The organism is Microvirga guangxiensis (assembly GCF_900102135.1).
Classification (GTDB): domain Bacteria; phylum Pseudomonadota; class Alphaproteobacteria; order Rhizobiales; family Beijerinckiaceae; genus Microvirga; species Microvirga guangxiensis.
The window spans coordinates 58,673-84,572 of sequence record NZ_FMVJ01000006.1 but is presented as its reverse complement, the minus strand read 5'-3'; the positions used below and the strand labels follow the sequence as shown (position 1 = coordinate 84,572).

The 25,900-nt window shown below is 61.0% G+C and carries 20 protein-coding genes; 8 read left to right on the top strand and 12 right to left on the bottom strand.

What is annotated here, in order from left to right; all coding sequences use genetic code 11:
* The first annotated feature begins 83 nt into the window (after positions 1-83).
* Together BLP10_RS11350 and glnA are read left to right on the top strand one after the other, a co-directional pair.
* The gene (locus BLP10_RS11350) at positions 84-422 is read left to right on the top strand and encodes a P-II family nitrogen regulator (protein WP_091134474.1); all 339 of its coding nucleotides are present in this window, start codon (positions 84-86) and stop codon (positions 420-422) included.
* A 66-nt stretch (positions 423-488) separates the two neighbouring features.
* Positions 489-1,898 (top strand): type I glutamate--ammonia ligase, encoded by a 1,410-nt coding sequence (glnA, locus tag BLP10_RS11345; RefSeq protein WP_091134472.1) that lies wholly within the window; start codon positions 489-491, stop codon positions 1,896-1,898.
* Positions 1,899-2,415: 517 nt separating this feature from the next.
* On the opposite strand, the gene BLP10_RS11335 is transcribed toward glnA, so the two are convergent.
* Both BLP10_RS11335 and BLP10_RS11330 read right to left on the bottom strand, forming a co-directional pair.
* Positions 2,416-3,066 (bottom strand): outer membrane protein, encoded by a 651-nt coding sequence (locus BLP10_RS11335; protein WP_091134468.1) that lies wholly within the window; start codon positions 3,064-3,066, stop codon positions 2,416-2,418.
* Between the two features lie 309 nt (positions 3,067-3,375).
* Entirely contained in the window at positions 3,376-4,074 is a 699-nt protein-coding gene (locus BLP10_RS11330; protein WP_091134467.1) for an alpha/beta fold hydrolase, read from the bottom strand.
* A gap of 176 nt (positions 4,075-4,250) precedes the next feature.
* On the opposite strand from BLP10_RS11330, the gene BLP10_RS11325 reads away from it, so the two are divergent.
* The gene (locus BLP10_RS11325) at positions 4,251-5,723 is read left to right on the top strand and encodes a DEAD/DEAH box helicase (protein WP_091134465.1); all 1,473 of its coding nucleotides are present in this window, start codon (positions 4,251-4,253) and stop codon (positions 5,721-5,723) included.
* 85 nt (positions 5,724-5,808) lie between these two features.
* Here the strand turns inward: BLP10_RS11325 and BLP10_RS11320 are convergent, their stop codons facing one another.
* Together BLP10_RS11320 and sufA are read right to left on the bottom strand one after the other, a co-directional pair.
* Positions 5,809-6,201, bottom strand: coding sequence for a TfoX/Sxy family protein (locus BLP10_RS11320; RefSeq protein WP_091134464.1), 393 nt, complete (start codon positions 6,199-6,201; stop codon positions 5,809-5,811).
* Between the two features lie 5 nt (positions 6,202-6,206).
* Positions 6,207-6,587: a Fe-S cluster assembly scaffold SufA gene (sufA, locus tag BLP10_RS11315; RefSeq protein ID WP_091134463.1), complete on the bottom strand. Its 381-nt coding sequence runs from the start codon at positions 6,585-6,587 to the stop codon at positions 6,207-6,209.
* Between the two features lie 175 nt (positions 6,588-6,762).
* On the opposite strand from sufA, the gene ybaL reads away from it, so the two are divergent.
* Entirely contained in the window at positions 6,763-8,622 is a 1,860-nt protein-coding gene (gene ybaL, locus BLP10_RS11310; protein WP_091134461.1) for a YbaL family putative K(+) efflux transporter, read from the top strand.
* A 144-nt stretch (positions 8,623-8,766) separates the two neighbouring features.
* Here the strand turns inward: ybaL and BLP10_RS11305 are convergent, their stop codons facing one another.
* The 6 genes from BLP10_RS11305 to BLP10_RS11280 all read right to left on the bottom strand — a co-directional run bounded on the left by BLP10_RS11305 (position 8,767) and on the right by BLP10_RS11280 (position 15,410).
* Positions 8,767-9,063: an SUF system Fe-S cluster assembly protein gene (locus BLP10_RS11305; protein WP_091135037.1), complete on the bottom strand. Its 297-nt coding sequence runs from the start codon at positions 9,061-9,063 to the stop codon at positions 8,767-8,769.
* A gap of 98 nt (positions 9,064-9,161) precedes the next feature.
* Positions 9,162-10,397 (bottom strand): cysteine desulfurase, encoded by a 1,236-nt coding sequence (locus BLP10_RS11300; RefSeq protein ID WP_091134459.1) that lies wholly within the window; start codon positions 10,395-10,397, stop codon positions 9,162-9,164.
* A gap of 108 nt (positions 10,398-10,505) precedes the next feature.
* A complete protein-coding gene (gene sufD, locus BLP10_RS11295) occupies positions 10,506-11,819 on the bottom strand; it encodes a Fe-S cluster assembly protein SufD (protein WP_091134457.1) in 1,314 nt (437 codons plus the stop codon).
* 3 nt (positions 11,820-11,822) lie between these two features.
* The gene (gene sufC, locus BLP10_RS11290; RefSeq protein ID WP_091134455.1) at positions 11,823-12,575 is read right to left on the bottom strand and encodes a Fe-S cluster assembly ATPase SufC; all 753 of its coding nucleotides are present in this window, start codon (positions 12,573-12,575) and stop codon (positions 11,823-11,825) included.
* Between the two features lie 121 nt (positions 12,576-12,696).
* Positions 12,697-14,169: a Fe-S cluster assembly protein SufB gene (sufB, locus tag BLP10_RS11285; protein ID WP_091134453.1), complete on the bottom strand. Its 1,473-nt coding sequence runs from the start codon at positions 14,167-14,169 to the stop codon at positions 12,697-12,699.
* A gap of 68 nt (positions 14,170-14,237) precedes the next feature.
* On the bottom strand, positions 14,238-15,410 hold the full coding sequence (locus BLP10_RS11280) for a cysteine desulfurase family protein (RefSeq protein WP_091134451.1): 1,173 nt from the start codon (positions 15,408-15,410) through the stop codon (positions 14,238-14,240).
* Between the two features lie 240 nt (positions 15,411-15,650).
* Here BLP10_RS11280 and BLP10_RS11275 point away from each other — a divergent pair, with 240 nt between their 5' ends.
* Positions 15,651-16,307, top strand: a complete 657-nt coding sequence (locus BLP10_RS11275; protein WP_091134449.1) for an alpha/beta hydrolase — start codon at positions 15,651-15,653, stop codon at positions 16,305-16,307.
* A 74-nt stretch (positions 16,308-16,381) separates the two neighbouring features.
* On the opposite strand, the gene BLP10_RS11270 is transcribed toward BLP10_RS11275, so the two are convergent.
* Positions 16,382-18,826 (bottom strand): M10 family metallopeptidase, encoded by a 2,445-nt coding sequence (locus BLP10_RS11270; protein WP_091134447.1) that lies wholly within the window; start codon positions 18,824-18,826, stop codon positions 16,382-16,384.
* Between the two features lie 152 nt (positions 18,827-18,978).
* On the opposite strand from BLP10_RS11270, the gene tyrS reads away from it, so the two are divergent.
* Complete coding sequence (tyrS, locus tag BLP10_RS11265) at positions 18,979-20,241, top strand: tyrosine--tRNA ligase (protein WP_091134445.1); 1,263 nt, start codon at positions 18,979-18,981, stop codon at positions 20,239-20,241.
* A 3-nt stretch (positions 20,242-20,244) separates the two neighbouring features.
* Here tyrS and BLP10_RS11260 read toward each other — a convergent pair whose 3' ends face one another.
* Positions 20,245-23,640: a YhdP family protein gene (locus BLP10_RS11260; RefSeq protein ID WP_139165476.1), complete on the bottom strand. Its 3,396-nt coding sequence runs from the start codon at positions 23,638-23,640 to the stop codon at positions 20,245-20,247.
* Positions 23,641-23,856: 216 nt separating this feature from the next.
* Here BLP10_RS11260 and BLP10_RS11255 point away from each other — a divergent pair, with 216 nt between their 5' ends.
* On the top strand, positions 23,857-24,324 hold the full coding sequence (locus BLP10_RS11255) for a peroxiredoxin (RefSeq protein ID WP_091134440.1): 468 nt from the start codon (positions 23,857-23,859) through the stop codon (positions 24,322-24,324).
* A gap of 87 nt (positions 24,325-24,411) precedes the next feature.
* Positions 24,412-25,887 (top strand): matrixin family metalloprotease, encoded by a 1,476-nt coding sequence (locus tag BLP10_RS11250; protein ID WP_091134438.1) that lies wholly within the window; start codon positions 24,412-24,414, stop codon positions 25,885-25,887.
* Positions 25,888-25,900: the final 13 nt, after the last annotated feature.

Genomic DNA, 25,900 nt, shown 5'->3' with positions numbered 1-25,900 from the left:
CCCGGTTTGAATCGTAGAGGCCATGGAAGGCACCCCTGAGCTGGTGCTAAAAGCGGCAAGTCTCGAACGGAAACGGTTATTCGATGAAGAAGATTGAAGCCATCATCAAGCCTTTCAAGCTCGATGAAGTCAAAGAAGCTCTCCAGGAGGTCGGCCTCCAGGGGATCACCGTCATTGAGGCCAAGGGCTTCGGCCGTCAGAAGGGCCATACCGAGCTGTACCGCGGCGCAGAATACGTCGTCGACTTTCTGCCCAAGGTGAAACTCGAGATCGTCCTGAACGACGACCTCGTCGAGAGCGCCATCGAAGCCATCCGCAAGGCGGCCCAGACAGGCCGCATCGGCGACGGAAAGATTTTCGTGTCGACGGTCGAAGAGGCCGTCCGCATCCGTACAGGCGAGACCGGATCCGACGCGATCTAACCTCGTCATCACAAGCCAAGGCCGACAGGGCCGAGGACAATCAAGGGCAGAAGAGGACTAAGCACCATGCAGACCGCCAAGGATGTGCTCAAGGCGATCAAAGATAACGACGTGAAATACGTCGACTTCCGTTTCACGGATCCGCGCGGCAAGTGGCAGCACGTGACCTTCGACGTGTCGATGGTCGATGAGGACCTCCTCGCCGACGGCATCATGTTCGACGGTTCGTCCATCGCCGGCTGGAAGGCCATCAACGAGTCCGACATGACCCTCATGCCTGACCCGACGACGGCCCAGATGGATCCGTTCTTCTCTGCCTCCACCCTGTCGATCAACTGCGACATCCTCGAGCCCGCCACCGGCGAGCCCTACAACCGCGATCCGCGCAGCATCGCCAAGAAGGCCGAGGCCTACCTGAAGTCCACCGGCATCGCCGACACAGTCTATGTGGGCCCCGAGGCCGAGTTCTTCGTGTTCGACGACGTCCGCTTCTCGGCTGACCCGTACAACACGGGCTTCAAGCTCGACTCCGCGGAGCTGCCGATCAACGGCGATACGGCTTACGAGGGCGGCAATCTCGGCCACCGCATCCCGATGAAGGGCGGCTACTTCCCGGTTCCCCCGCTGGATGCCGCTCAGGACATGCGCAGCGAAATGCTCGCCGCCATGAAGGCCATGGGCGTGACGGTTGAAAAGCACCATCACGAGGTCGCTTCCGCTCAGCACGAACTCGGCACGAAGTTCAACACGCTGGTGCGCACCGCCGACGAGATGCAGATCTACAAGTACTGCATCCACAATGTCGCCCAGTCCTATGGCAAGACGGCCACCTTCATGCCGAAGCCGGTTTATGGCGACAACGGCTCGGGCATGCACGTGCACCAGTCCCTCTGGAAGGACGGCAAGCCTCTCTTCGCCGGCAACAAGTATGCCGACCTGTCCCAGGAATGCCTGTGGTACATCGGCGGCATCATCAAGCATGCCAAGGCTCTGAACGCCTTCACCAACCCTTCGACGAACTCCTACAAGCGTCTTGTCCCGGGCTACGAGGCTCCGGTTCTGCTGGCCTACTCGGCCCGTAACCGCTCGGCTTCCTGCCGCATTCCGTGGACGACGTCGCCGAAGGCCAAGCGCGTCGAGATCCGCTTCCCCGATCCGACCGCCAACCCCTATCTCGCTTTCACGGCGATCATGATGGCGGGCCTCGACGGCATCCTCAACAAGGTCGACCCTGGCCAGGCGATGGACAAGGACCTCTACGATCTTCCGCCGCGCGAGCTGAAGAAGATCCCGACGGTCTGCGGCTCGCTCCGCGAGGCTCTTGCCAGCCTCGACAAGGACCGCGCGTTCCTCAAGGCCGGCGGCGTCTTCAGCGACGACTTCATCGACAGCTATATCGAGCTGAAGATGACAGAGGTCGCCCGCTTCGAGATGACCCCGCATCCAGTCGAGTTCCAGATGTACTACTCCGTCTAATCGGACGAAGTTTCCTCCCGGCTGCAAATGTTGCAGCCTCCCTTAGCCGGGGCTCGAAAGAGCCCCGGTTTTTTATTGCCTTATAGGGACATCATGAAGTCGCGCTTTTCATTTCAGCGTCGTCTTCCTGATAGGCGGATGTTTATGCACCGAGCCTTGGGTATGGCCTCATGCCTGTTGGCTTGCGCCAGATCCCTGCCCCGGCATCCACCGTAGAAAACGATCTTCAGATTCGCGATCCGGACGCGAGCAAGCTCGCGGTAGGAATCGGGTTCGGCAATGGAGACGTTGCTCTGCTTACCCGTGTTGCCGTCTCTCGCTCCAAACGGATCATACCTGCTGCCTTCCTCGATGCTGTTTTTCAGGGCTTCGCCAGGGCGCAGCATGTGAACAACAAGGATTGCACCGGAACCGACGAAGCACAGGCAGCTTTTGCGAGGAACCGAATGTCCGCTCGCTCAAACGAAAAAAGGCCCGGGAGAACCCGGGCCTTCTTCTATCGCCGAAGCGATGGATCTTAGTAGGTGCCGAAGCGGAAGTTCAGACCAGCGCGGATCACACCGAAGTCGGTCTCGCCGGTGCTGTAGGTCGTGCCGGCAACCGAGAAGTCTTCGTCTTCGAGGTTCACGTACAGACCTTCGATCTTAGCCGAGAGGTTGTTGGTGAAAGCGTACTCGAGACCACCGCCGACGACCCAGCCGTTGCGGTTGTCGGTGAAGGCGAAGCCGCCGGTTGCGTAGATGAGAGCGCGGTCGAAGGCCACACCGGCGCGAACGCGAGCCGTGCCGAACCAATCCTCGGAATCGACGGTGTAGAGGCCGTCAGCGCCGAGGTCGTAGGTGGTGCTGCCGAAATCGGCCCACTGCAGATCGCCTTCAACGCCGACCACGAACGAACCCATCTGGTAGTTGAAGCCAGCCTGGGCGCCGCCGATGAAGCTGGCGTCGTCGTCGCTGTCGCCGGTGATGGTGCCGCCGTCGAACACGATGTCGTCATCGCCAGCGCTGAAGGCGCCACCAGCGTTCACACCGACGTAGAAGCCCGTCCAGGTGAAGACCGGAACAGCGGCAACGATCGGAGCGGGAGCGCGGCGCGACGGAAGGTCAGCAGCCGAAGCAGCAGCGGTGAGGCCCAGAAGAGCGACCGAAGCGAGGAGAACTTTTTTCATTTGTTTATCCATTCAAAAAGAAGGCTATGCCCGGCTTGTAGCGAAGCCCTCTCGGAACGTCTGTCACTTTCGCGCAACACTTAACAAGCGAAGCTGGTCTGGGCCGGCTGACAACCAGGACGGGGGCGACAGAAAGTAGGTCGACGATAGACGCCACGGAAAACGCAAAGCACCCGCCCAACAATTAGTTTATTGATTTTACTGATTTTTTCTTGATCACACACCGTCAGCCGAACCTGGGATCGGCTGGCTGGAGCCGGTAACAATTCATTGACCATGCCGAAAGGGAATGTCTCTCCGGTAGCTGGATCAGCCCTCTTCGAGCCACAGCTTGAGGGCATGGGCTACCCGTTCTGGCTGCTCCAGAGTGGATGTGTGCCCAGACTCGGGAATCACCACCAGGGAGGCCCACTCGATCATCTCCGCCATTTCCCGAGCGATCTCCGGAGGCGTGATGACATCGCCCTCGCCAACGAGAACCAAAGTCGGAATTTCGATGCCAGGGAGCAGCGGCCGGGAATCGGCGCGCCCCATGATGGCACGCTGCTGCCGGGCGTAAGCCTCTGGCCCGGTTTCCCGCATCATGCCGAAAACCACCTCCTGCAGCGCCTTGTCGGACTGGCGATCAGGATGCACGAGGCGGGCCCAGGCCATCGGGAAGACGTCCTCGAAGCGGCCTGCCTGCGCAATAGCGATCAGGCGCTCTCGATCCTGGCTTGCCTCCGACGTGTCGGGGCGGGCGCTCGTATCGAGAAGAGCCAGCCGCTGAACGCGCTCGGGAGCCTGGCGCATGACTTCAAGGGCCACGTATCCGCCCATGGAGAGCCCGGCGAGGGAAAACCGCTCCGGCGCATTCTTCAGGAGGCGGGCCGCGATTCCGGAGATCGAATCATCCTTGGTGTGGTCGGCAACGACAATGTTCCTGCTGCTGGACAAGGCATCGATCTGCGCCTCGAACAGACGCGCCGTGCAGGCAAGACCCGGAACCAGAACCAGCGTTTCGGCCATAATCCTCTTTCCCTCACAAGTTTGCTTGTATTGACAAGCTGATAGCTTGTCCTATGGTCCCGCCACACCTTAACTTGAGCAAGAGCCTCAGGTGAAACCAGTCTCGCGCCTGTTAGTTGCCGTAGAGCGCGGCCAACACTTTAAAGCGCACCCTGCCCTAACGGTTATAGAGATTCATGTCCTTCGCCGAACTCGGACTTAGCGATAAAGTACAGCAGGCCGTCGCCGCTTCCGGTTATACGGAGCCGACACCGATCCAGGCCCAAGCCATTCCCCATGTGCTTGCCCGCAAGGACGTTCTCGGCATTGCCCAGACCGGCACCGGCAAGACGGCCGCCTTCACGCTACCCATGCTTACCCTGCTTGAGCATGGCCGTGCCCGGGCACGCATGCCTCGCACGCTGATCCTCGAACCGACCCGCGAACTGGCGGCCCAGGTCCAGGACAACTTCGACAAGTACGGCATCAACCACAAGCTCTCCGTGGCCCTCCTGATCGGTGGCGTGTCCTTCGGCGACCAGGATGCCAAGATCACCCGCGGGGTGGACGTGCTGATTGCCACCCCCGGCCGCCTGCTCGATCACTTCGAGCGCGGCAAGCTGCTCCTTACCGGCGTGGAACTCCTCGTGATCGACGAGGCAGACCGCATGCTCGACATGGGGTTCATCCCGGACATCGAGCGCATCGTGAAACTGGTGCCGTTCACGCGCCAGACGCTGTTCTTCTCCGCCACCATGCCGCCGGAGATCCAACGTCTCGCCGATGCTTTCCTTCACAATCCAGTGAAAGTGGAAGTCGCCCGCGCCGCCTCGACAGCGGCTACGATCACCCAGCGCCTCGTGGCGACGGGCCGCCAGGATTATGAGAAGCGCGAGACGCTGCGCGGCTTGATCCGCAACGCTACAGACCTGAAGAACGCGGTCGTATTCTGCAACCGGAAGCGCGACGTGGCGGTGCTGCATCGCTCCCTGCAGAAGCATGGCTTTGCAGCCGTTGCCCTTCATGGCGACATGGATCAGCACGCGCGCATGGCAGCTCTCGACAGCTTCCGCAGCGGCGAGATGCCCATCCTGGTGGCGAGCGATGTCGCAGCCCGCGGGCTCGACATCCCGTCGGTCAGCCACGTGTTCAATTACGACATACCGCACCATGCGGAGGATTACGTCCACCGCATCGGCCGCACGGGCCGCGCAGGCCGCATCGGTCACTCCTTCACGCTCGTGGGCCCTGGTGACGAGAAGTCGCTGGCCGCCATCGAGAAGCTGATCGAAACCCCGGTCGAGTGGGAAGGCCCTACCCTCGCCGAGCTTCCGCCCTCGGAAGGCTCATCCTCTCGCGGACGCAGCGGACGCGGCGGGCGGGGCGAGGAACGGTCCTCCCGCAGCCGCAAGGTCAAGGTACGTTCGGGTGACCGACAGCGCTCAAAGAGCGAAGAGGCACGCGAGGAAGTGGCACCTGTCCAGGCAGCCCCGGCGCCTCAGCCGGAGCAGGAGGCCCGCAAGCCCCGTTCCGCGCAACGCGAGCGCTCGCCCTCCAAGGGGAACCAGAACCGTCCTTCGCGCCGCGACGATGACGATACTCCCGTCAAAGGGCTCGGCGACCACGTGCCGGCCTTCCTGATGCGGCCGGTCCCGGTCAAGAAGTCCTAAAGGCCCCGCCGTCAAGCCGTGTGAGCCCTACCAGAAGAGCGATTTCGCTCGCTTTCCGAAGGGTCAGAGTATTTTCTTCAGATGATCAAAGCGCAGGCTCGGAAACGGATTTCCGAGCCTTACGGGCAGGTGAAGGCTTTTTCGTCTTCTGGAGCTTGGCGGCTTTTGCCCGCAGCGCCGCATGAAATGCCATGCGGGCCAGTTCAGCGGCTTCATCAGGATCGTCCAGCGCCGACTCTGGCATCAGCCAATAGCTCATGACCGTGGTTCTGCCATCCTTCGCCGCATAGGCGAAGGGCCGTGAGCCGAGCTCGCGAAACCTGCCCTCACTCTCCCGATCGGCCTTGAGATAGAGCTCCCCAGAAGCTTCGAGGGCGAACATCAGGCCATCCCGATAGATCCCCTGCCCGCCGAACATGCGCCGGATCTGAACCGGACCGAACGTCGAAAGGATTTCGCGTATGGCCTCGGCATCCATCGGCGTCAGCCAGCGGTGTGGAGCGCAGGAGGCGTGGCGGGCGTAATCGCGACGGATTCGCCGCAGCCGCAGGCCGAGGTCTGGTTCGGATTGTTGAACACGAACTGGGACGACATCTTCGTCGTCTGGAAGTCCATTTCCGTGCCGAGCAGGAACAGCACGGCCTTCGGATCGATGAGCACGGTCACGCCCTTATCCTCCACGACCTCGTCGAGGGGATTGACGTTTTCCGCGTATTCCATGGTGTAGGACATGCCGGCGCAGCCGCCGTTCTTCACGCCCACGCGGACGCCGACGATGGGCTTGTCGGCCTTTGCGATGATGTCCTTGACGCGGTTTGCCGCCGCGTCGGTCAAGGTCACGACCTTGAAACCGGGTAGAGCCATTGGCCTTCTCTCCTGGCAGCCGGGTTCAAGGCCCGGGCAGAACGAGTGTGATCAAGTCATAGATAAGAGATGAAAACGCAAACGTCGAGGCCATCTCGGGGTTGTGCCTATGGCTCAGCTGCCTCATATCGGGAGAACCTTCCAGAGGACAGCTTACCCATCTTAAGGAGAACAGATGCCGCATCACATGCCGCTGATCTCGACCATTGTCGTCGGCCTGGTTCTGGCATTTGTTTTCGGTGCGGCTGCACAACGCCTCCGCGTCTCGCCCCTCGTCGGCTATCTCCTTGCAGGCGTTCTCGTCGGCCCATTCACTCCTGGCTATGTGGCCGATCAGGGCATAGCCAACCAGCTCGCGGAAATCGGCGTAATCCTGCTGATGTTCGGGGTGGGCCTTCACTTTTCCCTGAAGGATCTTCTGTCGGTCAAAGCCATCGCCGTTCCTGGCGCCGTGGTGCAGATCGCCAGCGCCACACTGCTCGGTTTAGGCCTCGCCTGGCTGATGGGCTGGACGCTCGCAGCTGGCATCGTGTTCGGCCTTGCGCTTTCGGTGGCGAGTACGGTCGTGCTTCTGCGCGCCCTTCAGGAGCGCAGGCTTGTCGAGACGGAGCGCGGCCATATCGCCGTCGGCTGGCTGATCGTCGAAGACCTCGCCATGGTGCTGACCCTGGTGCTTCTGCCGGCCTTCGCCAATGCGACCGCAAGCGCCACGGCGGATATGGAAAGCATCGTGCTCTCGCTGGGCCTCACCCTCGGCAAGGTCGTTGCCTTCCTGGCGATCATGCTGGTCGTCGGCCGTCGCGTCATTCCGTGGATTCTGCATTACGTCGCCCATACAGGCTCGCGAGAGCTGTTCCGCCTCTCGGTCCTTGCCATTTCGCTGGGCACGGCCTTTGCCGCGGCCGAACTGTTCGGCGTGTCCTTTGCGCTTGGCGCCTTCTTCGCGGGCATGGTGCTCAGCGAATCCGAGCTGAGCCATCAGGCGGCGTCAGAAACACTTCCCTTGCGTGATGCCTTCGCGGTCCTGTTCTTCGTCTCGGTCGGCATGCTGTTCGATCCGATGATCCTGGTGAACGATTTCGGGCCGGTGCTCGCCACCTTCCTGATCATCGTCGTCGGCAAGTCCGTGGCGGCCTACGGGATCGTCCGCCTCTTCCGTCATCCTGACACGACTGCGCTGACCATCGCCGCCAGCCTGGCGCAGATCGGCGAGTTCTCCTTCATCCTGGCCGGCCTCGGCGTCGCGTTGAAGATCCTTCCGGACGAGGGTCGCGACCTGATCCTCGCAGGCGCCATTCTCTCCATCATGGTCAACCCGTTTCTGTTCACCCTGCTCGACCGCTGGTTCGCAAAGCGCGAGGCAGCCAAGATGGAGAAATTGCCGGAGGCCGAGGCTGCTGTTGTCGAGATGCCCGAGCCGCCCCCTTCCATTGTGCGGGAGCCTCTGCCGGTGACGACGCTGAAGGACCATGTCGTACTCGTGGGGCATGGCCGCGTGGGTAAGTTCATTACCCAGAAACTCGCCTCCACCGGCACGCCCTTCCTGGTGATCGAGGCCAACAAGACTCAGGTTGCCGACCTCTCGAGCGAGGACGCCGCCGTTCTGATCGGCAACGCCGCCGATCCGGAGATTGCGACGGCAGCGAATCTCAAGGAGGCGCGCTGCCTTCTTGTGGCCATTCCAGATGCCTTCGAGAGCGGCCAGATCGTCGAGCAGGGGCGCAAACAGAACCCGGACCTGCCGATCATCGTGCGAGTTCACTCCGCCGCCCAGGAAGAGCACGTGGAAAAGTTCGGCGCCACCAAGGTGGTGATGGCCGAGCAGGAAATTGCCAGAGCCATGATTGCTGACGTACCGGAGGCCGTGCGCGGACCCGTAATTGAATCGGTAGAACCAGCAGCTGAGATGGGCGAGGTGCTTGCGGCCGGAGAGACGACAGGCGTGCTAGAGCCGAATGCCGAAGCTGATCGCTCAGGCGATGGGCTTAAGATTGAGCGGCCATTGAGTCAGCCGGCGAGCGATACAGCGCAATGAGGTCAATCCGCAGCGAAGCATGTCCGGGGAGCCTGCGCCGACTTGGTGCGGAATGATTTCTGCCGCGCATCCGCCATGCTTCAGAAATGCCAATGGCCGGAACAAGCCCGGCCATTGAGAGATCTTTTCGATAAGATGGGAGCCTTACCACATGTCGAGCGCGACACGCGCTTCGTCGGACATGCGGCTCTGGTCCCATGGCGGATCGAACACGATGCTTGCCTTGACGCTCTGGACGCCGGGCACGGCGCCGACTGCATCCTCGACCCAACCCGGCATCTCACCGGCGACAGGGCAGCCCGGAGCGGTCAGGGTCATGTCGATGGCCACATTGCGGTTGTCATCGATATCGACGCGGTAGATCAGGCCAAGCTCATAGATGTCGACCGGGATTTCCGGGTCGTAGACGGTCTTGAGGGCCCCGATGATATCGTCGGTCATACGGTCCAGCTCTTCCGGCGGGATCCCTGAGCCGGGCGATACCTGCGGCGCATTGGGCGCGTCTTGGATGGGAGATTGATCGTTCACAGGTCTATCCTTCAGGCAAACAGGGCTTCCGCCTTCTGCAAGGCGTCCGCCAGCTTATCGACTTCTTCCATCGTGTTGTAGAGGCCGAATGATGCACGGCAGGTGGAGGTTGCTCCGAAGCGGTTCAAGAGGGGCATGGCGCAATGGGTGCCTGCCCGGACTGCCACGCCCTGACGGTCGATGATGGTGGCCACGTCATGGGCATGGGCGTTCTTCATCTCGAAGGCGATGATCGCGCCCTTGCCCCTAGCCTGGCCAATGATGCGGATGGAGTTCATGGCCCGCAGGCGCTCATGGGCATAAGCCGACAGGGTCTCCTCATGAGCGCGGATGTTCTCGCGGCCGATACTCATCATGAAGCGCAACGCCGCATCAAGGCCGATGGCTTCCAGGATCGCGGGCGTGCCGGCCTCGAAACGATGCGGCGGATCGTTGTAGGTGATGGCGTCCTCGCGGACCTCGTGGATCATCTCGCCGCCGCCCTGGTAAGGCGGCATTTTCTCGAGAAGCTCGCGCTTGCCGTAGAGAACCCCGATACCGGTCGGCCCATAGACCTTGTGTCCGGTGAACACGTAGAAATCCGCATCGAGATCGCGCACGTCCACATCGAGGTGCACCGCACCCTGCGCTCCGTCCACCAGCACTGGCACGCCGTGAGCATGGGCGATGCGGATGATCTCCTTCATCGGCGTCACGGTGCCGAGCACATTGGACATGTGCGTCATGGCGACGATCTTCGTACGCGGCGAGAAGAGCTTCTCGAACTCCTCCACGAGGAAGTTGCCCTCGTCGTCCACCGGCGCCCACTTGATCACCGCGCCTTTCCGCTCGCGCAGGAAGTGCCAGGGCACGATGTTGGAATGGTGCTCCATGATGGAGAGGATGATCTCGTCCCCCTCCCCGATATTCATGCGCCCGAAGGAATCCGCTACGAGGTTGTAGGCTTCCGTGGCCGATTTCGTGAAGACGATCTCTTCGATGGAGCCTGCATTGATGAACTCGCGAGCCGTCTCACGCGCCCGCTCGAAGCCTTCGGTCGCCACATTGGCCATGTAGTGCAGGCCGCGATGCACGTTCGCGTAGCCCGTCTCCATGGCGTTCACCATGGCGTCGATCACCGCCTTCGGCTTCTGGGCCGACGCGGCGTTGTCGAGATAGACCAGCGGCTTGCCGTAGACCTGCTGGCTCAGGATCGGGAACTGCGCCCGGATCGCTTCGACGTCGTAGGGCCTTACAGGAGCATTCATTGCCTTACCTGCTTCTGTCCTCGCCATTGAGAAGAAGGCTTCTCAGCATGAGAGCAGTGAATTTGAAACGTCACGGCCGGGACGAGCCCGGCCATGACAGTTTGAACGTTACGAACGGGCCTTCAGCCAGCCCTCGACCGTGGCAACGAGAGCCTCGCGGGCATCCTCGTTCTCCACGAACTCGATGGACTCCCCGAGGAAGGCCTGGACCAGCAGGCTCTCGGCTTCCTTCTTCGGAAGGCCGCGGGCCATGAGGTAGAACAGGAGATCCTCGTCGAGCTGACCGCAGGTGGCGCCGTGGGCGCACTGCACGTCGTCAGCGAAGATTTCAAGTTCCGGCTTGTTGTTCATCGAGCCGCCCTCCTCCAGGAGGAGCGCCGCCGACATCATGCGGCCGTCGGTCTTCTGGGCATGATGAGGAACGATGATCTTGCCCTGGAAGACGCCGGTGGCCTCGTTGTCGATGACCGTCTTGAACAGCTCGCGGCTCTCGCAGTGGAGAGCATTGTGCTCGACCACCAGCGTGGAATCGCTGTGCTGCGTGCCCTTCAGCATCGTCGCGCCGTTGACCCGCAGGTTCGTGTTCTCGCCATTGAGAATGGCATAGACCTGATGGCGCGAGGTGGCGGAGCCCGCCACGACGTTGATGCTGTTGAAGTTTGCTTCCGCACCGATCTTCGCAGCCAGCGTCGACAGGGCAAGAGCCTTGTCCCCTTCGGCGTTCAAACGAACATGCTGCACGTTCGTGCGGTCGCCAGCGATCATCTCCACGACGTCGTTCGGCTGGTGGTTCGCGCCATCGCCACTCTCGTGGGACTCGAGGAGCGTTACGGAAGCGTCATTCTCCACCACCACAAGAACGCGGGTGGCCGTGGCGACCGCCGAGCCGGCAGCGGTGACGAAACGCAGGTGAACCGGCGTCTCGACGGAGCCCGCAACGCGGATCATCACCCCATCGGCCATGAAGGACGTGTTGAGCTGATAGACCGGGTTGTCGCTTGCCCACGGAACCGGGCTGAGCTTCGCAAGCCACTCATGGCCACTGGCTAGAGCCTCGCGCAGCGGCACGATCTCGATGCCTTCCGGCAGATTGGCGAAGTCCACGGCTTCGCGCACGAAGTGGCCGTTTACGAACGGCACCTGGAGCGCGGCGACATTGGCGAACGCCTTGGAGCCGCCGAGCGCGGCCTTTGCTTCCTCTGCCGTCGGCACGCCCGCGAAAGGCGCAACCTCACGCAGGAGAGCGCGAAGATCCGTGTACTTGAACTCTTCCACACGACGGTGCGGAAGGCCGCGCGCATTGAACTGCTCGAAGGCCTGCGCACGCGATTCCGCGTTGCCCGGAAGCATCGTCCTGGCGTTCTCGAACGCCTGCACCAGCGCGGTTTCCGCCGGTGTCTTCATGAGAGTCACATCGGCCATGGCTTAAGCGGCCTCGCTTTCACGGTAATCGGCATAACCATTGGCTTCGAGCTCGAGAGCCAGCTCCTTGCCACCCGAACGCACGATGCGGCCGCCATGCATCACGTGCACGGTGTCGGGCACGATGTGGTTCAGCAGGCGCTGATAGTGCGTGATCACGAGGAAGGCGCGATCCGGCGAACGGAGCGCGTTCACGCCCTCGGAGACGATGCGCAGCGCGTCGATGTCGAGGCCGGAATCCGTCTCGTCCAGGATGCAGAAGGACGGCTGGAGCAGCGCCATTTGCAGGATCTCCATGCGCTTCTTCTCACCGCCGGAGAAGCCGACGTTCAGCGCGCGCTTGAGCATGTCCTTCGGGATTTCGAGCTGCGCAGCAGCCGCATTGACCTGCTTGATGAACTCAGGGGTCGTCAGCTCGTCCTCGCCGCGCGCCTTGCGCTGGGCGTTCATGGCGGCCTTCAGGAAGGTCATCGAGCCGACGCCGGGAATTTCCAGCGGATACTGGAAGGCGAGAAACACGCCCGCAGCCGCGCGCTGATCGGCTTCCATCTCCAGCAGGTTCTGGCCGTCGAGCAGGATCTCGCCGTCGAGAACTTCATAGTCTTCCTTGCCGGCGATCACATAGGAGAGCGTCGACTTGCCCGAGCCGTTCGGGCCCATGATGGCGGCGACCTCGCCCTTGTTCACGGTGAGGTTGAGGCCATTGAGAATGCGCTTGTCCTCGATCTGGACAACAAGGTTCTTGATTTCGAGCATTGCAGAATTCCATCCACGTCATCCCGGACGGCTCAAAAGCCGATCCGGGATCGTTATCCGAATTGAACTGGTTTTCGCGATCCCGGCTCGCGCTTCGCTTGGCCGGGATGACGCTTTTTCCTTAACCGACCGAGCCTTCCAGCGAGATCGAGATGAGCTTCTGGGCTTCCACGGCGAACTCCATGGGGAGCTGCTGCAGAACGTCCTTCACGAAGCCGTTCACGATGAGCGCCGTCGCCTCTTCTTCCGAAAGGCCGCGCTGCTGGCAGTAGAACATCTGATCTTCGGAGATCTTCGATGTCGTCGCCTCGTGCTCGAACACGGCGGTGGCGTTCTTCGACTCGATGTAAGGCACCGTATGCGCGCCGCACTGGTTGCCGATCAGCAGCGAGTCGCAGTTCGTGAAGTTGCGCGCGCCGGTCGCCTTGCGGTGAGCCGAGACAAGACCGCGATAGGTGTTCTCGGACTTGCCCGCTGCGATGCCCTTCGAGATGATCCGGCTCGTGGTGTTCTTGCCCAGATGGATCATCTTGGTGCCGGAATCGACCTGCTGCATACCGTTCGACACCGCGATCGAGTAGAACTCGCCCCGCGAGTTGTCGCCGCGCAGGATGCAGGACGGGTACTTCCACGTGATGGCCGAACCGGTCTCGACCTGGGTCCAGGTGATGACCGAGTTCTTGCCACGGCAATCGCCGCGCTTCGTCACGAAGTTGTAGATGCCGCCCCGGCCCTCGGCGTCGCCCGGATACCAGTTCTGCACCGTCGAATACTTGATCTCGGCATCGTCGAGGGCGATGAGCTCGACCACGGCGGCGTGAAGCTGGTTCTCGTCGCGCTTGGGGGCCGTGCAGCCCTCGAGATACGAGACGTAGGAGCCTTTGTCCGCGATGATGAGCGTGCGCTCGAACTGGCCGGTGTTCTTCTCGTTGATGCGGAAGTAGGTCGAAAGCTCCATCGGGCAGCGGACGCCCGGCGGAATGTAGACGAACGAACCGTCGGTGAAGACAGCGGAATTCAGCGTCGCGAAGAAGTTGTCCGTCACCGGCACGACCGAGCCGAGATACTGCTTCACGAGATCCGGATATTCCCGGATCGCCTCCGAGATCGGCATGAAGATCACGCCGGCCTTCTTCAGCTCTTCCTTGAAGGTGGTGGCCACCGACACGGAATCGAACACAGCATCCACGGCAACCCGGTTCTGCGGCTCGACGCCAGCCAGGATTTCCTGCTCGCGCAGCGGAATGCCGAGCTTCTCGTAGGTCTTGAGAATCTCAGGATCCACCTCGTCGAGGGACTTCGGCGCCGGGTTCATCTTCGGAGCGGCGTAATAGTAAATGTCGTTGTAGTCGATCTTGTCGTACGACACGCGCGCCCAGTTGGGCTCCTTCATGGTGAGCCAACGCTTGTAGGCGTCGAGGCGCCATTGGAGCATCCACTCGGGCTCGCCCTTCTTGGCCGAGATGAAGCGGATCACATCCTCGGAGAGGCCTTTCGGCGACTTCTCCATTTCGACTTCGGTTTCGAAGCCGTACTTGTACTGATCGACGTCAATCGACCGAACCTGATCGATCGTCTCCTGCACTGCAGGCATCTGTCTCTCCCACCACTCACGGCGTCAAGGACCGCGGGTTGATATGACATGGAAAACTGGCGGGGCTTTTAAGCCGCGCTCGCCTTCCGCTTATATAAGGTGCCCACCACCCTTTCGCACGCCTCCGCAAAGCGGATCACGCACTCTTTCGTGGTCGACCACCCCAAACTCACACGCAAAACGCCCTCGGCGAGGGCTGGCTCGACGCCCATGGCATCGAGCACATGCGAACGCTTGACCTTCCCGGACGAGCAAGCCGAACCGGAGGACAGGGCAATGCCCGCAAGATCGAACGCGATCAATGCCGTCTCGGCCTTGAGGCCGGGTATGGCAAAGGCCAAGGTATTAGGCAACCGCTCAGCGCCAGCACCCACAACAAGAGCGTCCGGCGCGATCCGGCGCACATGCGCCTCGGCTTCGTCGCGTAAAAGCTGCACTCGGGCGGCCTCCTGCTCCAGCCCCTCCAGGGCGAGCTCGGCAGCCGTGCCGAAACCTGCAATGGCCGCCACGTTCTCTGTGCCGGCCCGGTAATTCTTTTCCTGCCCGCCGCCCCGGATCAACTTATCGCCGATCTCGTACTGGTCGGAGGCGAGCACCAGAGCCCCTGCCCCTTTCGGGCCGCCGAGCTTGTGAGCAGACAGTGTCAGCGCATCGACCCCGAGGGTGACGATATCGACCGGAACCCGGCCCGCCGCCTGCACCGCATCGGTGTGGACGAGGCCGCCATGCTCGTGAACCAGACTGGCGATCTCTGCCAAGGGCTGGATCACACCGGTCTCATTGTTGGCAAGCTGGACGGAGACCAGAACCCGCGTATCGCCCGTCTGCTTCAGGTGGGCCTTGAGCCAGGCGAGATCAAGGATCCCCCGCTCATCGGCCGGGATGATCTCGACTGCCTCCGGCGAAAAGCGATGACCGTTGAGAATGCAGGGATGCTCGGTGGCGCCGATGAAGAGCTTTGCCGGCCCTGCCTGTCCCAACCGCTTGAAAGATGGCGTGAGAACGAGATTTGCTGCTTCCGTGCCGCCGCTTGTGAAGATCACGTTCTTGGGCCGAGCGCCGACCAGCTTGGCGACGGACAGGCGCGCGGCCTCCATCTCGCCCCGTGCTGCCCTGCCCTCACTATGGACGGAGGAAGCGTTGCCAGGCATCTGAAGCACGCGCAGGACCGTCTCCGCCACTTGGGGCCGCACAGGCGACGTGGCGTTGTGGTCAAGATATGTGCGCTGGCCGATTGCCATGGCTCTCCGTCTCAAGCCTCACGAAATTCTTGCAAGTCACCCCTGTTGCCGTGCTAAAGCACCGCAACCACGTGTGCCCATGTTTCCTCCGAAGGTCCTAGCCCTCGGAATTTATCGAAACATTGTAACACTTTAGAAGAGTTCTAATGGTTTCCTTCTTAAGGGAACCCACGACCGAGAGTCAAGGTCGCACAGGGGTTTCCCTCTCTTCACAGAGAGGCGAGCAAGAGGTTCGCGTATATGCCTGAAGTCATCTTCACGGGGCCTGCCGGCCGCATCGAAGGCCGTTATCAGCCTGCCAAGGAGAAGGGTGCTCCCATCGCCATCATCCTTCATCCGCACCCGCAATTCGGCGGGACGATGAACAACCAGATCGTCTATAACCTGTATTATGATTTCGTGAAGCGTGGCTTCTCGGTGCTCCGCTTCAACTTCCGTGGCGTCGGCCGCAGCCAGGGCGCATTCGATCACGGTCAGGGCGAATTGTCGGATGCCGCGGCGGCCCTCGACTGGGCCCAGGCCATGAACCCGGATGCCCGCGCCTGCTGGATCGCCGGCGTGTCCTTCGGCGCCTGGATCGGCATGCAGCTCCTCATGCGCCGCCCGGAGATCGAAGGTTTCATCTCGATTGCCGCCATGGCGAACCGCTACGACTTCTCGTTCCTCGCCCCCTGCCCGTCCTCGGGCCTGTTCGTCCACGGCTCCGAGGATCGCGTAGCTCCTGTGAAGGACGTGGTCAGCGTCATCGAGAAGGTGAAGACGCAAAAGGGCGTGAAGCTCGAGCACGCCGTCGTCGAGGGCGCCAACCATTTCTTCGACGGCCGTGTCGACGAGCTGATGGTGGCCGTAGACGAGTACCTCGACAAGCGCCTGGGCGCGACTGAGCAAGAGGCCTGAGCAAGCCTCGATATGAGCACGAAAAAGGCCGGTCAAATGACCGGCCTTTTGTTTGACCTTCCGCCTGTGCGGGCTCAGATGAAGAGGAAGTCGTTCTCCGCCAGAACCTCTTTCCTGAGGTTGCTCAGCGTGAGACTGAAGTCCCCCTTGGCGATCACGACATCGTTGCCTGCCTGGTAAGCCCAGGCATATAGCGACGTGAAGTTCGTGAAGACGCTCTTATAGAGGATGATCTGCTCATACAGGTCCGGACCGGCGGCAAAGTCGGTGATAGTGGTCTTGGCCCAAGGGCGGATGTGGTAGGTATCCCGGCCCCAGCCGCCGGTCAGCTTGCTGCCGATCCCGTCTCCGATCAGGATATCGTCGCCGTCTTCTCCGAAAAGCCAGTCTGCGCCAGCGCCCGGTCCCTCATTCATATCGAGGTAGTCATTTCCGGCGCCGCCATACAGGTAATCCACACCAGAGCCGCCGATGAGCGTATCGTTACCCATGCCACCGAACAGGTAATCGTTTCCTTCGTCACCGAAGAGACGATCATTTTCGCCCTCACCGTATAGCCAATCCTGTTCGGCTCCACCGATAAGCAGGTCGTCTCCTTGGCCGCCGATTAGGTTATCAATGCCGTTGCCTCCATACAGCGTGTCGTTGCCCCAGACACCGTAGAGAATGTCGTCACCATTGTTACCAAAGAGCACGTCGTCGCCGACATCCCCGTCCAGGTAGTCATTGCCTAAGCCGCCATCCAGCACATCGTTGCCAGCGCGGCCATAGAGCTTGTCGTCGCCATCTTCACCGTGAAGGCGGTCATTACCCTCACCACCATCAAGGATATCGTTCCCGTGTCCTCCGCTGAGCGTATCGTTGCCCCAGACTCCATAGAGCGTGTCATTGCCCTCCCGGCCTTGAAGCACGTCGTCGCCAACGTCTCCGTCCAAGTAATCATTGCCTGCGCCGCCATCCAGCACGTCGTTGCCGATGCGGCCATAGAGCTTATCGTCGCCTTCATTACCATAGACGTAGTCATGACCTTCGCCACCATCGGCGATATCGTCCCCTGCGCCGCCATAGATGGTATCGTTTCCGTCATGGCCATAAAGATAGTCATTACCGGCATCACCATTCAGGCGATCGTTGCCGCCCTCGCCGTAGAGCCAGTCCTGATCGTTGCCGCCCGAGAGCACATCGTCGCCGTTGCCCCCGGTCAGGTCATCGACCCCGGAGCCGCCAGAAAGCGTATCGTTGCCGTTGTGGCCGACCAGTCTGTTATTGGCAGAGTTGCCCGTTATTCGGTCATTTCCGGCGCCGCCGATGGCATTCTCAATCAGAGAACGGGAGTCGCCTCTGAACTGCAGCGCGTTGTAAACATTACCCTTCGCACCCGTAGCCCTCTGGGCTTCCGAGAAGAGCGAATAAGCGCCCGGACTCAGATCTATGGTCATGTGCGAGCCATAGTTTGAGAAGTCGTAGGTGTCGTTACCGCCACCATCCCAAATCGTCAGGAAGATCCTATTCGCGCCGGGACGACCTTGGCCAATGCCGTTGAGATAGGTCTGACCAGTGTGCGGATCCCATGTGTAGACGGTATTCCCGCTATTGGTTCTGAAATTAGCGCCGTACATCTCCTGCAGAGCAGCGATGTCGTACATCATGAATGTCTGAGGATAGGCGTGAACATTATATGACATGACCGTGTATTCGGTCCTGTCATATGTAGAGCTCATTTTCGGCAGATTGCCTCCACGGTCATGAGGATGCTTGAGCCCAAGGCCGTGCCCCATTTCATGCAGGAGAAGGTAGTGCTGATAGCTGCCGACGACCGGTGCCTTGTCCCCGTTCTCGATCCAGACATCACCACCGTAAACCGGAACGCCAGGATAGAAGCCGTGACTACGGTTGATCGTGCTATTTGGATTAAATGCGCTTAGCTTGATATTTGCCTCACCCCGGCCTGCATAGACGAACGAAGCATTCGTGAACGAGTTCAGGGAAGTGATGTTGATCCCATTTCCAGCCCCGCGGAAAATGGAGTGGTAGGCCTGCTCCGTTTCAGAGGAAAGCGGCTTGTATCCTTCCGCGCTCGGATTGATCCATTCATAGTCCCAGCGGGAATCCGGAAAGCCATAGGTAATCGTACTCGAAGCCCACTGAGATCCCGAGAAAAGTGCCAGCACATTCCAATCGATGTGGGTCGGAGCATAATATTTCGTGCCAAAAATCGGCACATTGGGGAGCCCGGCAGCTGCAGCCGAGAAGACGCCTATCGGCACCCCTGAGATATTATCGTTGAGCCAATCGTAAGCGGAAGAAAAGATAGAACCGAAATCAAGGAAGCCGGAGCCTTGCGCCAAGGTCGCCCATTTTTCATCCCCTTTGAGCGAAGGGCTTTCTCCGGAGAATTGGGGTTTCAACGCGTACGCTTCGCGTTCCTCGGAGAGACGGCCACGTCCGCCCTTATCCATGCCATGAGGGAAAGAAGCCCAAGACGATCCCTCTTGGCTGGCAAGGCAAGAATAGCACATGAGAGAACTCCTATCTTAGAATTTCGGTAACGTTATAATGCATAATGTTCAAAGCTTAACAATAGGCTGAATGGCCTAGTTGGGATGGAATCCTGCCTACAACCTGCTAGAAGAGCGCCCTAAAATCCCTTTCCAGCCAGACGAGAGCCGCGATGAACGCGCCACGATCCGAATTCCTGAAGGTGCTCACCGAGCGGGGCTTCATTCACCAGACCTCCGATTTCGAGGGCGTGGATGCGGCTGCCCTTGAGAATCGGCTGACGACCTATGTCGGCTATGACTGCACGGGCCCGTCGCTCCATGTGGGCCACCTGCTTTCGATCATGATGCTGCACTGGCTCCAGAAGACCGGAGCCGGCAAGCCGATCACGCTCATGGGCGGCGGCACGACCCGGGTCGGCGACCCTTCGGGCAAGGACGAGAGCCGCAAGCTCCTCACGGTCGAGCAGATCGAGGCCAACAAGGAGAGCATCAGGACGGTGTTCTCGCGCTTCATCAGCTTCGGCGAGGGCAAGGCTGATGCCATGATGGTGGACAACGCCGAGTGGCTGACCAAGCTCAACTACATCGAGTTCCTGCGCGATGTGGGCCGCCACTTCTCGGTCAACCGCATGCTGTCCTTCGACAGCGTGAAGCTGCGCCTCGAGCGCGAGCACGAGCTGTCGTTCCTGGAATTCAACTACATGATTCTCCAGGCCTACGACTTCGTGGAGCTCAACAAGCGCTATGGCTGCGTGCTGCAGATGGGCGGCTCGGATCAGTGGGGCAACATCGTCAACGGCATCGATCTCGGCCGCCGCCTCGGCACGCCGCAGCTTTATGCCGTCACCTGCCCGCTTCTGACCACCGCTTCGGGTGCGAAGATGGGCAAGACCGCCTCCGGCGCCGTGTGGCTCAACGCCGACATGCTGAGCCCCTACGATTACTGGCAGTTCTGGCGCAACACCGAGGATGCGGACGTTCCGCGTTTCCTCAAGCTGTTCACGATCCTGCCCATGGACGAGATCGCCAAGCTGGCAGCGCTCCAGGGGGCCGAGATCAACGAGGCGAAGAAGGTGCTGGCGACCGAGGCCACCGCCCTGCTCCATGGCCGTGAGGCAGCGGAGCTCGCGGCAGAGACGGCACAGAAGACCTTCGAGCAAGGCACGCTGGCCGAAAGCCTTCCGACCATCGAGATTGCATCGAGCATCCTGAAGGAAGGCCTCGGCGTTCTGACGGCCTTTGGCCCTGACTACGCGAAGCTCGTTCCCTCATCGAGCGAGGCGCGGCGCCAGGTGAAAAGCGGCGGCCTGAAGGTGAACGATCAGACTGTCTCCGACGAGCGCGCATCCCTCACCATGTCGGACCTGACGAGCGAAGGCGTGATCAAGCTGTCCTTCGGCAAGAAGAAGCACGTGCTTCTGCGAGCGGTTTAACCGCTATCGCTCCGGAGCCACAGGCACCGTGTCGGTCTGTGTCTCCACCCCCACGCCAAAGAGCTTGCGCAGGAAGCCCGGGGCGACGGCAGAGAGCGGATTGACCGTCAGGGTCGGCGCGCTCATCTGTCCCGCGGCGCGGAAATTGACGGCGAAAAGCCCTTCATACTGACCGCCCCCGAGGAGAGGCCCGAACAAGGGCACCTTGGCGAAGGCGTTGTTCAGCCCATAGGCGGGGACGAAAGTGCCCGAAATATCCATCCGGTCGCGGGCGTAGTCGATGGTGCCGCCGAGGGTGAAGCCGATCTGGTTGCCGTAGATTGCCGCATCCTTGAAATCGAGACGGCCCGACGTGCGCGTGAACTCCATACGGGCCCGGGCAAACGAGATCTCGTTCACATCCACCCGCATCATCTGCGGATTACCGGCGCTGTCCTGGCCTGCTACCACTTGAGTCTGTGTCGGGATGATGCGGCGCAAGGCCGGCTCGTTCACCAGGGTGAAGGAGCGCAGCAGCATCATGCCCGGCTGCCCCCCGTCTCCGGTCGCCATGTTGATGATGAGGTCGCCGCCCACCATGCGCCTGTACACATCGGTGAACCGCAGAAGCGCCCCCGCATCCTCCGCCTGAACGATGATCATGGAGCCGTTCCGGCCCTGGGCATCGGTGCGGGCGGCAACGTTCGTCGCGCCAAGACGCCCCTTCATCTCGAGCTGGCGCAAGACCTCCTTGCGCATGGATGCCTTGATGACAGCGTTCGTGATCGCCTCGTTGTTGTAGCCGGTGAGAATGTTGAGGTTCAGATCGAGATCGAAATCCTTCGTTTCCCTGGCCGATCCGTTCCGTGAGGATCCTTGCGAGTTGAGACTTTTCAGGAAGGGACGCGCATCGCCCACATTGCCGCGGATGGTGACCTTGTAGGTGCCGCCGGATTGTTCGAGCTGCGCGCGCATGTCGTCGCCCGGCGAGAGCTTAAAGGTCGAAAGCTCAGCCTTCGCGAGATCGCCATCCTTGGATAGAAGGGCCGTTCCGCGCAGTTGCACGGCGCTGCTGTCGAGTTGTAGGTCCCGGATTTCGGTCTCGGAGCCTTCGATCATGGTGAAGGTGAGCTTGCCTGCCCTGCCCGCCGGCTTGGACCAGCCGGGAATGAGTTGGTCGATGCTTGCCTTCGCCAAGTCGGCCTCGATGGCGATGCCCGTAGCATCCGGCTTGCCCAAGGGCACGCTGGCCTTGAGCGCGATGCTGCCCGTCAGCTGCGAGCCGAAGGACAGCCCTCGCTTGCTGCGCGCTGCCTCGTCGAGGACAAAGGCGACATTCGCCTGCCCGCCCTCGCGGTTCTTCTGCACGTCGATGGAGGCGGGCCCGCCGCTGATCTTGCCATCGCCTTTGATCGACAGATCGCCGCGATCATATGCGATCGTGAGATTGCCCCCTTCGAGCTTCTCCTTGCCGAAAACCTTGTCGACGATCAGTTCGTTCAGCGTACCGCTGACCTTGAGCGGCAGATCGGCGAAGGCCGGAATGTCGTTGACCGCAAGCCCGATCCCGACCCGCAGGTCAGCCTTGCCCTTCATCGTTGCCGGATCGACGTCGAAACCGGCAATCTGCTTGACCAGAGGTTGCTGCAGCATGGCCCCGACGCCATCGGCTCCGCCAAAGAGGCGGAAGTCGATGCGCGCCAGGGCGTTGTCGTCCCAGTAATCGTCGAGGGCGAACGTGCCTTCGGACGCGTTGAGGCTGTAATTGCCGGCCATGTCCACATGGCCGGTCGGCGCGCGCAGTGTCACTCTCTTGCCGGTCACCTGGCCGGTCACATCCATCCTGGAGATGGGAGGCAGACCTTCGGCGGCTTGAAGAACGCCTTGCGAAATCACGAAGTCGATCTTGACGGATTCATCGGGAATGGGCCCGCCGGAGATGGCCTTCTCCACATCGGATCCCGCCATGGCGACCTTGAGCCTGAAGTCATCGAGGATGCCGCTCTTCAGGTTTGCCACGAGGAAGCGGCGAACCGGCGGCGCGACGCCTTCGGGCCAGACCCGGAGCGCGGAGCGGACATTGCTCTTCGAGGCTGTCACATCGAACTTCAGCCCCTTTGGATCGGCGGGAGCCGCTAGAGCTCCCTTGATTTCCGCGTTCAGGTCGGGGCCGACCAGCCTGATGCTGTTGATGGAAACGCCCTCGGGACCGGAGAGGTCTGCCTCCATGTGCGAAACCTGAAGCGGCGCGTCCCCAGGGGCGGCTCCCGCCCACACGATATCCCGGCCGCTCAACAAGAGACGCCAGGGCTCCTGCCCTACCGGCACGGCTAGGGTGCCGTGAAGCCTGACCTGCGTCTCGCCTCCCTTCAGCTCAAGGGTCGGCAGGTTGAGGGTTTTCTCCGCCTCGTCCCATTCGGCCACGATCGTGGCGCGATCCACCGGCAAGGGGGAGGTATCCTTGTCCTCGATCTGGATGAAGCCCGTATTGCTGTCGAGGCGCGTCTTCAGCTCGGTTACGCGGCCCTCCGCATAGGCCACATCGAAGCGGCCAGAGAATTCGAGATCGGTGGCGGCAGGAAGATCCGACATGCCGCCGAGCAGCATGATGTCCTGGATCGGCGCGGCATCGGCTACGACAGCCGCGCGGTAAGCGCCGTTGCCGTTGGCTCGCACATCGCCGCTGAGCTGCCATGGGCCTTGCGGGCCTTCCACGGTGGCGGAGAAATGCCGGCCGCCATCGTCCCAATCGAAGGTGGCGTCGAGCCGGTCGAAGCGGGCTCGCTCGCGATGATCGGCGTCGATGAAGACGAGCTTGGCATTGGTAAGCTGGGCCCGCCCCAGAGAATTGAGGACACTGCGCGGACCGACGATCAGCTCGAAGAGGGAGCCGACGGCTCCGGACACGCGAGAGGGGCCATCGGTGCTGACCGCGAGCGAGGCAGCCGCTTCCTTGGACGGAGCAGGCTCCGGAGCAGGAGCATCGCCGCTCTGCCCCTCCTCCACGGCCGGCACCGGCGAGAATGTGAGCGAGCCGTCGCGATTGACGAGGACCCGCATCTGCAGGTCCCTCACCCGAATGGCTTTCGGCTGGAGATTGGCCGTGAGCAGCGACAGGAAATCCACGCTGACGAGGGCGTAAGGAGCGCGAACGACGAGCTCGCCGCCCGGCCCGCGAATGTCGAGCCCGTTGGCCCTCAGGGCCGGTATGCCCTCATGCAGCTCGATGGCCGTATTACGAAGCGCCACGTTCCAGCCAGGGCCGATCCGGGAAGCCAGGGCCTCCGCCACCCGCTCCGGCAGACGGCCGAAGCTCATGGGGCCCGCGGACAGGCGCAAGTAGAAAAGACCAGCAACGACAACAATGAAGACGACGAGCCCGAGCTTCACATAGAGCGTACCACGGATAATCCGGCTCAAAAGGCTTCGCTTAGCCGGTTCTTGCCGGGACAACGTGGTACGGAGCGTCAGCTTCATTCTTGTGATGTTGTGCAACCAGGTTCTTGTGCTTTTGCTGCAGCGAGGGAATCAGTGAGGGACCATAACCGCCCTGGCAGCCTCCCGCGACCGCCTTCTTATCCGTCGTGCACACAAGAGGTTTCCAAACAGGATAATCCGCCAAAAGGAAGGCGAATAATGTCTCTATTGCCCGGAATGCCAGCTCCCGACTTCTCCCTCCCCGTCACGGGCGGGAAGAACCTCTCCCTGGAGAGCCTTAGGGGCAGAAAGGTCGTGCTCTATTTCTACCCCAAGGACGACACGAGCGGCTGCACCTTGGAGGCCAAGAATTTCCAGGAATCCCGCAAGGATTTCGAAGCTGCCGATACGGAGATCATCGGCGTCTCCCCAGATCCGATGAAGAGCCACGACAAGTTCCGCGCCAAGTACGGCCTCGAATTCCCCCTCGCCTCCGACGAAGCTAAAAGCATGCTGGAGGCTTATGGAGTCTGGGTCGAGAAAAGCATGTATGGCCGCAAATACATGGGCGTCGAACGCACCACGGTTCTCATCGACCGTGAAGGCAGGATCGCCAGGATCTGGAACAAGGTGAAGGTGCCGGGCCACATCGAGGAAGTGTTGGAGGCCGTACAGGCTCTGCGCTGACGATGAACCAGTTCGCGCGCTGGTTGCATAAAACGATATAACAATATAGAGCTTGGCTCACATTCATCCTTCAGAGCCAAGCCGCACATGCCGGATTATAAAGCCATCATTTCAGGCCAGAGCTGGAACTCGCTTCCGACTCTCAAGGTCAATAAGAAGCCGGTATTCCTCACCTATACCTTCAACACCCTGAACTGGGGCTCTATGAAGTTCGGCAATGCCGACAAAGGTATGGCGCGCAAAGCCCTAAAGATGTGGGGTGACGCCTGCGGCATCCGGTTCATCGAGGTCAAAGGGCGAGAGGCCGAGCTGAAGTTTCAGTGGAGCTGGGAATGGGGAGACCACAGCGCCCGGGCGGAATTCCCGAAGCTCAGCCGCGACACGTCCGGCGAGGGCGTCGTCCGAGACTTCGATGGTGGCAATATCTACTTGAACGCCCGGTATCGCACCGAGTTTTCACAGCATCACTCGTTCAAGCTCTACGTACTCCTCCATGAGATCGGCCATGCGCTCGGCCTCAAGCATCCCTTTCACAAGATGCCTTACAACAAGAAATTGTTGAGGTCGGATCTGGATCACGTGAACCAGACCGTGATGAGCTACACGGGTGGCGAGATCGATATGCAGCCGGTCGGCCTCGGCGCGTTGGACGTCCAGGCAATCCGAGCCCTCTACGGCAACCCGTCGCAAGATGGAAAACAGGTCGCGAAGTGGAGCTGGAGCAAGGCCACGCAAACCCTGACCCAGATCGGCAAGAGCAAGGCGGATGTGATCCACGGCGTCGCCGTCAAGGATCTCATCAAAGGCGGCCATGGCAACGACACCATCTACGGCTTCGACGGCGACGACGTTCTCTATGGAGAGACTGGCGACGACTTCCTGAGCGGCAGCGACGGCTCCGACATTCTTTATGGTGACGTCGGCAATGATGTCCTTAGGGGCGGCTTCGATGAGGATACGCTTTACGGAGGCGCAGGCAACGACGCCCTCAGCGGCGGCTACGACGATGACATCCTGTATGGGGATTTCGGCAATGATGTCCTCGACGGCGGACGCGGCGACGACATCCTGTACGGAGAGTTCGACAACGATATCCTGCAAGGCGGTGACGGCAACGACACTCTGCAGGGCGGAGCCGGAAACGACAGCTTAGTCGGCGACGACGGCAGCGTCATCGGATACCGCTTCTACGACAACGACGATGTGCTGAACGGAGGCGCAGGAAGCGACACCCTGAAGGGAGGCGAAGGCAAGGATCGGTTCGTTTTCGATACCTGGTTCAATGGCGTCGACGACATTGACCTGATCATGGACTTCGATGATTCCGATGACCTGATCATCCTGTCCGCAACCATCTTCAGCACTCTCGCGAAAGGCAGCTTGAGCAACGATGCTTTCGTGGAAGGGACCGGCGCGGCGGATGCCAACGACCGGATCATCTTCAACGGTGATGACCGCTCTCTCGCTTACGACCCCGACGGCACTGGCCCCTTGGCAGCCGTACGCTTCGTGAAATTCGCGGGAGCTATGACGATTTACGCCAACGACATTCTCGTCGTCTGAGTTCGGCGCTCCA